This window comes from Yeosuana aromativorans (assembly GCF_014646655.1).
GTDB classification, from domain to species: domain Bacteria; phylum Bacteroidota; class Bacteroidia; order Flavobacteriales; family Flavobacteriaceae; genus Yeosuana; species Yeosuana aromativorans.
Genome location: NZ_BMNR01000004.1, coordinates 224078 through 236779 on the forward strand (window position 1 = coordinate 224078; position 12702 = coordinate 236779).

Sequence of the window (12702 nt, forward strand, 5' to 3'; positions counted from 1 at the left end):
AATTATATTGATTTGTTTCGTTTTCTTTCCACTTCAGTTAAGTAGATTTTACGCAATCTTAAATGCTTTGGTGTTACCTCTACATATTCATCTTTTTGGATATACTCCAATGCTTCTTCCAAAGAGAATTTAATGGCCGGTACAATTTTGGCTTTATCATCAGCACCTGACGAGCGCACGTTGCTCAGTTTTTTTGTTTTGGTCACGTTAACAGTCATATCATCACCACGTGAGTTTTCACCAATAACCTGACCTTCATAGATATCTTCACCTGGATCCACAAAAAAACGACCTCTTTCTTGTAATTTATCTATTGAATATGGAATGGCTTGTCCCTTTTCCATAGAGACCAAACTACCGTTTTGACGTTCTGGAATACCTCCTTTTAACGGTTGATACTCTTTAAAACGGTGTGCCATAATAGCTTCCCCGGCAGTTGCCGTCAATAATTGGTTACGCAACCCTATGATACCTCTAGAAGGAATCATGAATTTACAAATCATGCGGTCGCCTTTGGCTTCCATGCTTAACATTTCACCTTTACGCAACGAAACCATTTCAATGGCTTTGCCCGACACTTCTTCTGGCAAGTCAATGGTCATTTCTTCTACTGGTTCGCACTTAACACCATCAATTTCCTTGATGATTACTTGTGGTTGTCCAATTTGAAGTTCATAACCTTCACGGCGCATGGTTTCAATCAATACTGATAAGTGCAATACACCACGACCAAACACCATGAATTTATCAGCACTATCGGTTTCTTCCAAACGAAGTGCCAAATTCTTTTCTAATTCTTTATATAATCTGTCTTTAATATGTCTTGAGGTTACATATTTACCATCTTTTCCAAAAAATGGGGAATCATTGATGGTAAACAACATGCTCATGGTAGGCTCATCAATGGCAATGGTTTTTAATCCTTCAGGTTTTTCAAAATCCGCAACGGTGTCACCAATTTCAAAACCTTCCAATCCAACCAAAGCACAAATATCGCCAGCTTGAACACTTTCAACCTTTTTACGCCCTAGACCTTCAAAGACATGAAGTTCCTTGATTTTTGATTTGGTAATTTTCCCATCGCGCTTAACCAAAGAAATGTTCATGCCTGTTTTTAATTCACCTCGTTGTAAACGACCAATGGCAATACGACCAGTAAAAGAAGAATAATCCAAGGATGTAATCAACATTTGCGTGGTTCCTTCCGAAATTTTTGGTGAAGGAATATGATCAATAACCATATCTAACAATGGCTCAATGGTTGTTGTTGGCTGTTTCCAATCCTCACTCATCCAATTATGTTTGGCTGAACCATACACAGTTGGAAAATCCAATTGCCATTCTTCTGCACCCAATTCAAACATCAAGTCAAATACAGATTCATGCACTTCTTCTGGTGTACAGTTTTCCTTATCAACTTTATTGATGACCACACATGGCTTTAAACCTAAATCAATGGCTTTTTGCAATACAAAGCGGGTTTGCGGCATAGGCCCTTCAAAAGCATCAACCAATAACAAAACACCATCAGCCATATTTAAAACACGCTCTACTTCACCACCAAAATCGGCGTGACCAGGTGTGTCAATGATATTGATTTTAGTGTCTTTATAAATTACAGATACGTTTTTTGACGTAATGGTAATACCTCTTTCACGTTCCAAATCATTGTTGTCAAGAATTAAGTCACCCGTATTTTCATTGTCCCTGAATAAATGACAGTAGTACATGATTTTGTCAACCAAAGTGGTTTTTCCGTGGTCTACGTGCGCAATGATTGCAATGTTTTTTATATTAGCCATATTAGTGCCTTATTTTAAGCGCGCAAAGGTACGTTATATTTTGTAATTACGTTAATTATATGTTATAATTAAAAAATGAAATAATATGCCATTCTAAAAAACGTTTTTATTAAAAAACATATAGTTATGAAATATATCAGTCAATATACAAAATTCATCCCTTATTTTTATTTTATAAGCATTGTAGCTTATTGGTTTACAGATATCAACAAGACCGAAGGACTAACAGCATACCCCATTTTATTATTAGGCATTCCTTTTTTATGGCAAATCATCAAACCTAACAGACAATTAAATTTTGTTCTGGGAATTACCTTTGTCTGTGTATCATCCTATTTAATTTTAGTCTATCTTTTTAATATGCTCAATATGTTGTCAATATCGCCTTCAATCAAAGTGTTCATGGTTTATGGAGGTGTCTTTATTCTTTTAAATTTCATTATGGCTTTGTGGATAATAAGAAATAGTATACACAAAAGCTTTTAAATATGTAACTTTGCATTTTTAAATGTGAAGTTATGACACTTAATGATGTCCCTAAATTAAAATATATACATTCCGATAATTTTTTTCTATTATGTGGACCGTGTGCCATTGAAGGTGAAGACATGGCGCTTCGTATAGCGGAAAGAGTAGTTAAAATTACAGACAAACTCCAAATCCCATATATTTTTAAAGGAAGCTTTAAAAAAGCAAACCGAAGTAGAATTGATAGTTTTACAGGCATTGGAGATGAAAAAGCTTTAAAAATACTGAAAAAAGTTTCTGAGACGCTTGACATTCCTACAGTAACAGATATTCATGAAATATCTGATGCTGAAATGGCCGCACAATATGTTGATGTGTTACAAATTCCCGCTTTTTTGGTGCGTCAAACAGATTTGGTTGTGGCCGCTGCAAAAACCGGCAAAGTGGTTAATCTTAAAAAAGGTCAATTTATGAGCCCTGAGAGCATGAGGCATGCGGTTCAAAAAGTTAAAGATGCTGGGAACACCAAAGCTTGGATTACGGATAGAGGAACCATGTTTGGCTATCAAGACATGATTGTTGACTTTAGAGGTATTCCAACTATGAGAGCCTTCGCCCCTACTATTCTTGATGTCACACACTCGCTTCAACAACCCAATCAAATGAGTGGTGTTACTGGAGGAAGGCCAGACATGATAGAAACTATTGCCCGAGCTGGCGTAGTGAATCATGTTGATGGTTTATTTATAGAAACCCATTTTGACCCCGCAAATGCTAAAAGCGATGGCGCCAACATGCTTCATTTAGATTATCTGGAAAAACTTTTAAACAATTTAGTGACCATCAGGAAAACCATTAATACCCTATAATTTATACTTCATGAACAAATTCTACTTGAACCCTATCATGAGCGTGTTATGCCTTTTGTTAACATTACCCACTTGGTCACAAAACACATCTCAAGATAAATACACATCCACAAAAAAAGGCAAGTTTTTTATAAGTTGGGGAGGAAACAGGGAATCTTACACCAAATCTGATATTCATTTTAAAGGTGATAATTATGATTTTACCATTCATGATGCCACTGCCAAGGACAAACCTAAAGGCTGGCATATAGACTACATAAACCCCACTCGGGTTACCATCCCACAAACCAATGTAAAAATGGGTTATTATATTTCTGATAACTATGTGATTTCGTTCGGGGTTGATCATATGAAATATGTGATGCAACGCAATGAATCCAGACGTGTGGAAGGCTATATAGATTTACCAACTGATGAAGCTGGCTCTGTATATAATGGGCAGTATAATAATGATCTGTTTATTGTTTCAGAAGACTTTTTAAAATTTGAACACACCAACGGATTGAATTATGTGTATTTGGAATTTGCACGCGTAGATGACATCTCTTCCATTTTTCAAATTCAAAATACCGATAAACTTCAAATTAACTTTACCGAAGGTGTAGGCGGTGGTTTTTTATACCCCAAAACAAATACAACCTTACTACAAAAAGACCGGTATGATGAATTCCATTTAGCGGGTTATGGCATGTCTGTAAATGCAGGAATCAATGTTACATTTTTCAAACATTTCTTTATTGAAACCGATTTAAAAGGCGGCTATATCAATATGCCTGACATTAGAACAACCAGCAATACCGCTGAAAGTGCCTCGCAGCATTTCTTTTATTTACAGCGCATTATCAATATTGGTGGTATTTTTAGGATTTAATTACTCCCTATTCATTTCTTGAATATTTCTAATAATTTTAACGGCCATTTTCCTGGTTACAAACCTATGGATAGTGGCCAAAAATTTATTGAACAGTCCAGGAATAGCAACCGTTTTCCCTTTTTGCATAGCCTTGTAACCATAGTGCGCCACTTCTGACGGACAGGCCATATTAAAACTAATTTTGTTATCTGTAGCATTCTCAGAAACCACCTCTTGAAACGCCGTTTTTGTAGGACCAGGACATAAAACAGTGACCGTTACACCTGTATCTCTTAGCTCATTGGCAATAGCCTCTGAAAATGACAATAAATATGATTTTGAAGCATAATAAATTGACATGAGTGGCCCGGGTTGAAAGGCCGCCAAAGATGATATATTAAGAATTTTGCCAGAACCTCGTTGCACCATACCCTCCAATAATAATTTTGTTAAATGCGTGGTCGTAATAATATGTACATAGAGCATATCCAATTCCCGATCCCAATCTGTATTATTGAATGATCCAAATAGTCCAAAACCAGCATTATTGACTAACACATCAATAACTACATCATTCAAATCTTCAACAATCTCTATGGCAACATTGGGCTTGCTCAAATCCTTGACAAGAACATCAATCTTACAACTATATGCTTGACTAATTTCTGCTTTGACCTTATTTAGGTTTTCAGCATCAACATCTATCAAAATTAAATTATAAGCGTCTTTGGCCAAAAGCAATGACAATTCATAGCCAAGTCCGGAAGCAGCTCCAGTTATTAATGCGGTTTTAGTCATAAAATTGAATTCTGTTTTTAAAAAAAAGTGTGGATTTAAAGCTAATCTAATCTGTTCACATAATCCTGCAAATAAGCAAACCTCTTTGTTAGCTTTCCATTTTCGGTTATTTTAGCCCTTGCCAAAACACCATCTTTATCGCCGTTAAAAAATGCAGGAATGACATGTTGCAAAAACATCTCACCAAATCCTTCACTAGCATCTTTAGGAAGTTCGCAGGGTAAATTGTCAACAGCCATGACGGCAATGGCTTTTTCGTTTTTATAATCTATTTCGGCACCCGTTTGTGGATCGTAACCATAAATGGGATCTGCAATGGTTGAGGCTCTTAACGTTGTTGCTATTGGCCCATCAACATCGCAACTAACATCAGCTACCACTTTTATATTAAAATCAGGAGATTTAACATCTTGTTTAGTGTAAAAACAAGGTGCACCATTGCCATAAAAATGACCAGCGATATACAAATCTGTTACTTTGGCAAAACGCATAAAGTTAGATTCATATTCTTGTGGATTGTCAAAAAAATCAAACGTATCAATCACCTTTCCGTCTTTACGCTTGTTATAGTCCAACACATCTATCTTACAGTACACTGGTTCCTTAAAAGTTTGGCTTAAGTACGCGTCAACTGAAACGCTTTTAACATGCATGGCATCCAGCATTTCCTGTGAACCACTGGCAACTTTTCCACTTCCTGTCAACAGTATTTTAATATTTGGAAGAGCTATTGTATTTAATTCATCAATCAGTGCCTTTTGGTCGTGCAAGGTTTCAGCTTTTAGCAAATTCCAAGAGTTATATTTTAATCCCCATGCCCTAAAACCATTGTAGGTTCCAACAATACCGGCATACCGACCAAAACCAATTAAACGAAATCCTTTTTCATTAACAATGGTTTCATGATCATAAAGTAGGATGTTTTTCTCTAAGATAGCTTGTAACAGTTTTCTGTTATACGGTTGCTTTTTGATAGTATGCGAAAAGAAAAAGTATTTTTTATTGGGAATAAGGTAATCAACAGGTACTTCCTTAACACCAATCAAAATATCGCAATCACTTACATCATTTACTACTTGAAAACCCGCTTCTTTATATTCAATATCTGAAAACACTCTGATATCACTTGACTCTACTATAAATTCTGCCTTTGGAAACAGATTTTTAGCTTGGACAAGTTCTGATGGTGAAAAAACGACACGACGATCTGGCGGGTTCTTACGTTCTTTTATGATGGCGAATCTCATATTGTTTTGTTTATTGGTAAATCTGATAAGATAAACCGATTTGGTATAAATTTTGCACTAAAGTAATAGGATTTGGAAGGTTATACAAACTTTTTGGTACCTTTGCAATATGCGTTAGCGATTAAGGCATTTGTTGGAGCTCTTTGCAAAAAGCGACTGCCGAAAGCGCGACCTGAAAGGTAACGCACAAATAAAGAAATTAATTGGGGTCGACTGGTTTTGACAGCGAGATTAATTAAACGGTAAGCACGTCGTGTAATGACTTTGAGACACGTAAAAGGCTAGGTCAAACTTTAAACGGCGAGAATAACTACGCTTTAGCTGCTTAATCTGAATTTATAGTAAGATAAGCCTCGGCACACAAGGTGTGCAAGCTAAATGTCCCTTGAAAGCCTTGGTTAACGGCGGTCAGTTTTGGGGCATCGTAAAAGTTAACATAGAAAGCAAAGTGCTTTGATTTGCTTTTGAAACTTAAGAAGCTAAGTTGTAGGTAGAGTGTTTTTAATCAGCCTGCAAACGAAAACCATGAAAAAACTAAACGTGTAGAAAGCCCTTTGGTTACTTGTTTGGACCCGAGTTCGAATCTCGGCGACTCCACTTTAAACCTCAAACACTACTACATTGATAATCTTCAATGGTGTTTGGGGTTTTAATTTTATATACTTCTTAATCTTCTTCCTTTAGTTTTAATCTATTACACATCCTAAACATATTCCTAAGAAGAATAAAATTATAATACCCAAACTAGTCACCAATAAATCTTTAATAAGTTGGTTAAAGCCTCCTTCTTTTTTATAGGCAATATAAGTCCTTATTGAACCAAAGACAATGTATATTAAAAAACACCCATGTAAAAAAACATAATACTTTCCTCTAATAACATATACCAATATTGCTCCGGTTAAGGCTGCTAAAGTAGCTAATGGAAGTGCCACTCTACCCAATGAAAATTTTTTCAAAATAGACATTATTAAGCCATGACTTTTTTAGATATAATAAAAGACGACATCAATCAAGACATTTTAGTTTATCCATAAAAAACTCTTTATAATCTATTTGCTCAATATATACAGAATGTTTTGTACCATTAAGACTTATGGACTTGATTGGTGATTTTTGCAAGATATTTATTTGAGAATTGGACATGACTCCTTTAAACCTAAAGTTTCCGCAATCAATATTCCATGAATGGAAAAAGGTAACTACTTGATTGTTTTCAAGGGTGACTTTTACATATGATCTATTACTTGGTAAATAACTGGCACAACCCAAATCTTGGGACAAATTAAAAAACACCTGTTTGCTATTGCCTCTTTTATACAACTCTGCGGTTAAGCTTGTATTGATTTTATAGGGTTCAGTTCGTATAATCCTTACATTATCAAAAATATCAATTTCATTCATTACATAATGACAGGTATTTCTTAATTCTTTTGTTTCAGGATTTAAATCTTTTTGTTGTTTGCTTTCCAACTCTTGTGCGGCCAGTTCTTGCCTTTTGGTTTCCAGTACTTTGGTTATGGAATCTTCAAGACGCTGTTGTCGCAATTTTTCAGCTTGTTTTCTGGCAAGCTCTGCTGCGGCTTCGGCCTGTTTTTTGGCCTCTAACACTTTCTCTATGGAATCTTCACGTCGTTGTTGGTTGAGCGCTTCCTGTTGTTTTCTTGCCAACTCTTGTGCGGCCAGTTCTTGCCTTTTGGTTTCCAGTACTTTGGCTATGGAATCTTCAAGACGCTCTTGCCGTAATTTTTCAGCTTGTTTTCTGGCAAGCTCTGCTGCGGCTTCGGCCTGTTTTTTGGCCTCTAACACTTTCTCTATGGAATCTTCACGGCGTTGTTGGTTGAGTGCTTCCTGTTGTTTTCTTGCCAACTCTTGTGCGGCCAGTTCTTGCCTTTTGGTTTCCAGTACTTTGGCTATGGAATCTTCAAGACGCTGTTGTCGCAATTTTTCAGCTTGTTTTCTGGCAAGCTCTGCGGCAGCTTCGGCCTGTTTTTTGGCCTCTAACACTTTCTCTATGGAATCTTCTCGGCGTTGTTGGTTGAGCGCTTCCTGCTCTTTCCTTGCCAACTCTTGCGCTACTTGTTCTTGCCTTTTGGTTTCCAGTACCTTGGCTATGGAATCCTCGCGGTGTTGAGGATTTTTTTCCTCTTCGGCTTTCCTTATAATTTCCTGTATTTTCCTTTTTCTGGCTTCCTCTGCTTTGATGGCCTCTATTCGTTCCCGTTCTTGAAAGGCATAAAACAAATCCATCATGTCTTCATTAATAACCAAATATTGAGAATCCACAATACCCTGCCAATCTTTATACTTTATTTTGTATTTTTCCTTACCTAAATAGTCAATAACAAGACATGGCTCATCACTTTGAAACTGAGTCAAAACTTGAACTGGTTCTTCTAGGCTTTTATAGAGTTTCCCATCTTGTGAAAACTCCGTTGGAATACTTATTTCTTGTGAATATAAATGTGACGAAATGATTGTGGTTACAAAAAGAAAATAAAAATATTTACCCATAATAGATCATTGAAACAATGCTTTTTTAAATATATAAATATTAGAATGATTCCTTTTTAAATAGAAATTCATAACACATTTAGAATGTTAAAACTTAAGTAGGAAACTGCAATACCAATATTGGTCTTTGCAATGTCATGTTCATGTATATTTAAAAAGTCCAAATTATATTTCATTAACAAAGATATTCAATAAATAACAAGTCAATTGTGGTTTTTAAAACTTTTCATTTTCACTGCAAACTAAAAACCATAATCTAACAATGGATTATGGTTTTCAGCTTTTTTGCAATATTAATTTACCAATATTTTTTTTCAAGCGTTCTGATTTTATTCAAAATATAATCAGAATTTTTGTCCATCCATTCTTTTTGCTCATCGCTGGCCTTTAAGTATTGGCTGGAATAGCTGGAATAGGCTTTTTGTGCTTGATTAGCATCTTTTTTAAAATATTCTGATTGCTTCAGGATATTTAATTTTTTCAGAAAAATACTTTCAATCTTTGGCATTTTGATGATGTTTTATTAATCTATTAATTTAAGTAAAAAAAACAGGTTTCAACATGACAAAAGTCATTTTAAAAAAGCTTATTTATTAGTTAATTAGCGTTGTAATATTGAGGTTTCCTGAGAAAGGAGCATCAATCTTGATATTATGGAGGAAAAAGGAAGTGCATTACGATGTGTTTCCTTTTTCTATTTAAAACCTTAACATATTAATAATTAAGTATTTAAAAACACTTAAGAAATAAATTTCTTTTTTATACTTTTTTTAATTTTATTTAAAACTATCCAACTAGCTCCCACTAATTTGCTGTTAGGGTTTTCTCTTTGTTAGTTGTAATATCATTATACTAAATCTGTAAAATACCGTTTATAGAGTATTCACATAAAAAATTTGATCTTTTTATCGATTAATGGTGTTTATTTTTACCCCAACCGAATAATAGTTTTATTTTTAAATACATGTTTATTAACACTTTATGAAGAAATATATCCAAATCGCACAAAAATTTATAACCTCAATGTTTAACACCAGGGCAGCTGGATTATATATCTTATTGTTTGCCGCCTCAATAGCCATTGCAACATTTGTTGAAAATGATTTTGGCACTAGTGCCGCACAAAAGATTATTTTTAAATCCTGGTGGTTTGAGCTTTTGCTTATTTTATTTGGAATTTCCATTCTTGTAAATATTTTTAAATTCAGAATGATCCAACAAAAAAAATGGCCCTTGCTCCTCTTCCATTCAGCAATCATAATCATTTTAATTGGAGCCGGTGTAACTCGTTATTTTGGTTATGAAGGTGTCATGCACATTCGTGAGAATGGCTCATCAAACAGTTTTTTGTCTGCTAACAGTTATTTGAAATTTCAGGTAAACAAAGACAATAAGACGTATAACTTTGATGAAGAAGTTCTTTTTGCATCGCTTGGCAACAATCATTTTAAAGAATCCTATAATGTTGATGGCGAAATAATTGATGTTGAAGTCAAAGATTTCATTCCAAACCCGAAGCAAATACTAGAAACCAGCAACGACGGAAAACCTACTCTAAAAATAGTTGTTTCTGGGATGAATGGACGAGAGGAATATTTTTTAACTGAAGGTGACACCAAACGCATCAACAATATCCTATATAATTTTAATGACAATGATATTCCAAATGCTTTTAATATCATGTTCAAGGGTGATTCTTTGTCTTTTAAAACCAACACAACCTTTTCGCAAATGGTCATGGCTACACAAACCCGTGATACCATTTACCCATCAAACCAATACAAACCATTAAGATTGCGGGCATTGTATTCAAACGGCACCAACAATTTTGTGTTTCCAGAATTTAATCCGAAAGGTATTGTTAAAATGGAGTCTGAAAGTGTCAAAGTCAAAAATGAGAGTACAACTGCGGTAGTCTTAGATATTTCCGTAAACGGCTCAAAACAAGAAACTACAATATATGGTGGAAAAGGAAATCCGGGAACTCCCAAAATTCTGAACTTTAATGATTTAGACTTAGCGGTTTCTTACGGATCAAAAAACATCTATGTACCTTTTACAATTACCTTGAAAAAATTCATTTTAGATAAATATCCCGGAACTGAAAGTGCGTCTTCTTATGCTAGTGAAGTGGTTCTTACTGATAACAATAACAACGTAAATATGGATTTTAGGATTTTTATGAACAATATTCTAAACTATGGTGGCTATCGGTTTTTCCAGTCATCTTTTGATAAAGATGAAAAAGGAACCTATTTAAGTGTTAACCATGATTTTTGGGGTACAAAAATTACCTATTTAGGCTATATTCTGCTCACAATTGGTTTGCTTTGGACCTTGTTCAGCAAAAAAACAAGATTTCATCAAGTCATTCAAAAAATCAAAAAACTAAGGGCTTCAAGTTCAACTTTTATTCTGATAGTTGGTTTCCTGTTGTCTTCACAATGGGCTATGCCCCAAACCCAAATATCACATCTCAAACATTCAGCCGTAAACGCTAAACATGCTGAAGCTTTTAGTGAACTTGTGGTGCAGGATTACAAAGGCAGAATGAAACCTGTTCATACGCTGTCAAGAGAGCTTATGCGGAAAATTTACAGAAAAGAGAGCTATAAAGGTCTTAATGCCGATCAAATTTTGTTAAGTATGTTGGTGAACAGCCAAGATTGGTATGGTGAAAACATTATCAAATTAGGAAACCATCAAGATATTCTAAAAGCTATTGGAGTTAGAGGCGATTATGCGTCTTATGAAGATTTTTTTGATGCTAATGGCAATTATAAATTAAGGGATGAAGTCAGGCGTGTTTATAATTTAACCCCAAAAGACCGAGGTGTTTATGAAAAGGAATTATTAAAAATTGATGAAAGACTCAATATTTTAAACATGATGTTTACCGGTGGACTATTAAAAATAATCCCAGATACCAATGATGAAAACAACACCTGGATTTCAAATCATAGCCACGGCAATGGGCATGATAGCCAGATAGCTACCAATTTTTTCAATTCGTATACAGTGGCTCTTAAAAAAGGCATTGAAACAAAAAACTATTCAGATGCTAATAGCTTGGTTGCACAGTTGAAAAACTACCAATTTAAAAACGGTGGTGATATCATGCCAAGTACAACAAAAATTCATGCCGAAATACTATTGAACAAGCTCAATGTTTTTAATAGGTTAGCACTATTATACTTTTTATTGGGTATTGCTTTCTTGTTCTTTTTATTCCTATCTGTTTTCAAACCCAGAGTTAAATTAAAAACCATTTACAAGATTTTGTTCACATTGGTAGTTATTGGATTTGCATTTCATACCATTGGATTGGGATTACGTTGGTATATTTCTGGTAGAGCACCTTGGAGCAATGGCTATGAATCCATGATTTATATTGCATGGACAACTACCTTGGCAGGCATTATTTTTACAAGAAAGTCATTTGGTGGCTTGGCGGCAACCATGGTTTTGGCCGCTACGATTCTTATGGTGTCCATGCTAAGCTTTCTAGATCCGGAAATTACGCCTTTGGTTCCTGTTTTAAAATCATATTGGTTAACTATTCATGTGTCATTAGAAGCTGGCAGTTATGGATTTTTAATGCTAGGTGCCATTATTGGCTTAATTAATTTATCGCTTCTCATTTTTACCAATAGCACAAATAAGGAACGCATTAAAGCTATCATTACCGAAATGTCTTATATAAGCGAATTAACCTTAACCGGTGGTTTAATAATGGTTAGCATAGGAACCTATTTAGGTGGTGTTTGGGCCAACGAATCCTGGGGACGCTACTGGGGTTGGGATGCCAAAGAAACATGGGCGCTTGTAACTGTTTTGGTCTATGCCTTTATACTGCACATGCGAATCATACCAAAGCTAACGGGCCTGTTTGCTTATAACGTTTCTACTATTTTTGGTCTAGCAACAGTTATTATGACTTATTACGGTGTTAATTACTATTTGTCAGGATTACATTCATACGCAACAGGTGATCCCGTTCCCATTCCAAGTTGGGTTTATATTGTTGTAGCCTGCATTGTTACCATTACCATTTTAGCTTACATTAAAAAGCGTAAGTACAAAGTTATTTCTTAAGACTTGTAGTTTATAAATAAAAAAGAGCCCAAACAAAACGTTGTTTGGGCTCTTTT

10 protein-coding genes and 1 other RNA gene are annotated in these 12702 nt (G+C 35.0%); 5 read left to right on the plus strand and 6 right to left on the minus strand.

Annotated elements, in window-relative coordinates; all coding sequences use genetic code 11:
- Positions 1-2: 2 nt before the first annotated feature.
- Complete coding sequence (gene typA / locus IEW94_RS10120) at positions 3-1802, minus strand: translational GTPase TypA (protein WP_188652584.1); 1800 nt, start codon at positions 1800-1802, stop codon at positions 3-5.
- A gap of 126 nt (positions 1803-1928) precedes the next feature.
- Here typA and IEW94_RS10125 point away from each other — a divergent pair, with 126 nt between their 5' ends.
- Genes IEW94_RS10125 through IEW94_RS10135 form a run of 3 tightly spaced genes read left to right on the plus strand, consistent with a single transcriptional unit; the run spans position 1929 to position 4010 of the window.
- On the plus strand, positions 1929-2288 hold the full coding sequence (locus IEW94_RS10125; RefSeq protein ID WP_188652586.1) for a hypothetical protein: 360 nt from the start codon (positions 1929-1931) through the stop codon (positions 2286-2288).
- 32 nt (positions 2289-2320) lie between these two features.
- Positions 2321-3139 carry a 3-deoxy-8-phosphooctulonate synthase gene (gene kdsA, locus IEW94_RS10130; protein WP_188652588.1) on the plus strand — a complete coding sequence of 273 codons (819 nt, stop codon included), beginning with the start codon at positions 2321-2323 and terminating at the stop codon, positions 3137-3139.
- A gap of 10 nt (positions 3140-3149) precedes the next feature.
- Positions 3150-4010, plus strand: coding sequence for a hypothetical protein (locus tag IEW94_RS10135; RefSeq protein ID WP_188652590.1), 861 nt, complete (start codon positions 3150-3152; stop codon positions 4008-4010).
- Here the strand turns inward: IEW94_RS10135 and IEW94_RS10140 are convergent, their stop codons facing one another.
- Both IEW94_RS10140 and IEW94_RS10145 read right to left on the minus strand, forming a co-directional pair.
- Complete coding sequence (locus tag IEW94_RS10140) at positions 4011-4790, minus strand: SDR family NAD(P)-dependent oxidoreductase (RefSeq protein WP_188652592.1); 780 nt, start codon at positions 4788-4790, stop codon at positions 4011-4013. It abuts the gene before it with no gap.
- A gap of 41 nt (positions 4791-4831) precedes the next feature.
- Positions 4832-6037, minus strand: a complete 1206-nt coding sequence (locus IEW94_RS10145; protein WP_188652594.1) for an NAD(P)-dependent oxidoreductase — start codon at positions 6035-6037, stop codon at positions 4832-4834.
- A gap of 205 nt (positions 6038-6242) precedes the next feature.
- Here IEW94_RS10145 and ssrA point away from each other — a divergent pair.
- Positions 6243-6637, plus strand: a transfer-messenger RNA (tmRNA) gene (ssrA, locus tag IEW94_RS10150).
- Positions 6638-6723: 86 nt separating this feature from the next.
- On the opposite strand, the gene IEW94_RS10155 is transcribed toward ssrA, so the two are convergent.
- The 3 genes from IEW94_RS10155 to IEW94_RS10165 all read right to left on the minus strand — a co-directional run bounded on the left by IEW94_RS10155 (position 6724) and on the right by IEW94_RS10165 (position 9059).
- Positions 6724-6996, minus strand: a complete 273-nt coding sequence (locus IEW94_RS10155) for a hypothetical protein (RefSeq protein WP_188652596.1) — start codon at positions 6994-6996, stop codon at positions 6724-6726.
- A 49-nt stretch (positions 6997-7045) separates the two neighbouring features.
- A complete protein-coding gene (locus tag IEW94_RS10160) occupies positions 7046-8551 on the minus strand; it encodes a coiled-coil domain-containing protein (protein WP_188652597.1) in 1506 nt (501 codons plus the stop codon).
- 298 nt (positions 8552-8849) lie between these two features.
- The gene (locus IEW94_RS10165; RefSeq protein WP_188652599.1) at positions 8850-9059 is read right to left on the minus strand and encodes a hypothetical protein; all 210 of its coding nucleotides are present in this window, start codon (positions 9057-9059) and stop codon (positions 8850-8852) included.
- A 473-nt stretch (positions 9060-9532) separates the two neighbouring features.
- Here IEW94_RS10165 and IEW94_RS10170 point away from each other — a divergent pair, with 473 nt between their 5' ends.
- The gene (locus tag IEW94_RS10170) at positions 9533-12646 is read left to right on the plus strand and encodes a cytochrome c biogenesis protein (protein ID WP_188652608.1); all 3114 of its coding nucleotides are present in this window, start codon (positions 9533-9535) and stop codon (positions 12644-12646) included.
- Positions 12647-12702: the final 56 nt, after the last annotated feature.

Coding starts and splice junctions, on each gene's coding strand:
- IEW94_RS10165 (WP_188652599.1), bottom strand. CDS start 9,059: ATGCCAAAGATTGAAAGTATTTTTCTGAAAAAATTAAATATCCTGAAG.
- kdsA (WP_188652588.1), top strand. CDS start 2,321: ATGACACTTAATGATGTCCCTAAATTAAAATATATACATTCCGATAAT.
- IEW94_RS10140 (WP_188652592.1), bottom strand. CDS start 4,790: ATGACTAAAACCGCATTAATAACTGGAGCTGCTTCCGGACTTGGCTAT.
- IEW94_RS10170 (WP_188652608.1), top strand. CDS start 9,533: ATGAAGAAATATATCCAAATCGCACAAAAATTTATAACCTCAATGTTT.
- IEW94_RS10160 (WP_188652597.1), bottom strand. CDS start 8,551: ATGGGTAAATATTTTTATTTTCTTTTTGTAACCACAATCATTTCGTCA.
- IEW94_RS10135 (WP_188652590.1), top strand. CDS start 3,150: ATGAACAAATTCTACTTGAACCCTATCATGAGCGTGTTATGCCTTTTG.
- typA (WP_188652584.1), bottom strand. CDS start 1,802: ATGGCTAATATAAAAAACATTGCAATCATTGCGCACGTAGACCACGGA.
- IEW94_RS10145 (WP_188652594.1), bottom strand. CDS start 6,037: ATGAGATTCGCCATCATAAAAGAACGTAAGAACCCGCCAGATCGTCGT.
- IEW94_RS10125 (WP_188652586.1), top strand. CDS start 1,929: ATGAAATATATCAGTCAATATACAAAATTCATCCCTTATTTTTATTTT.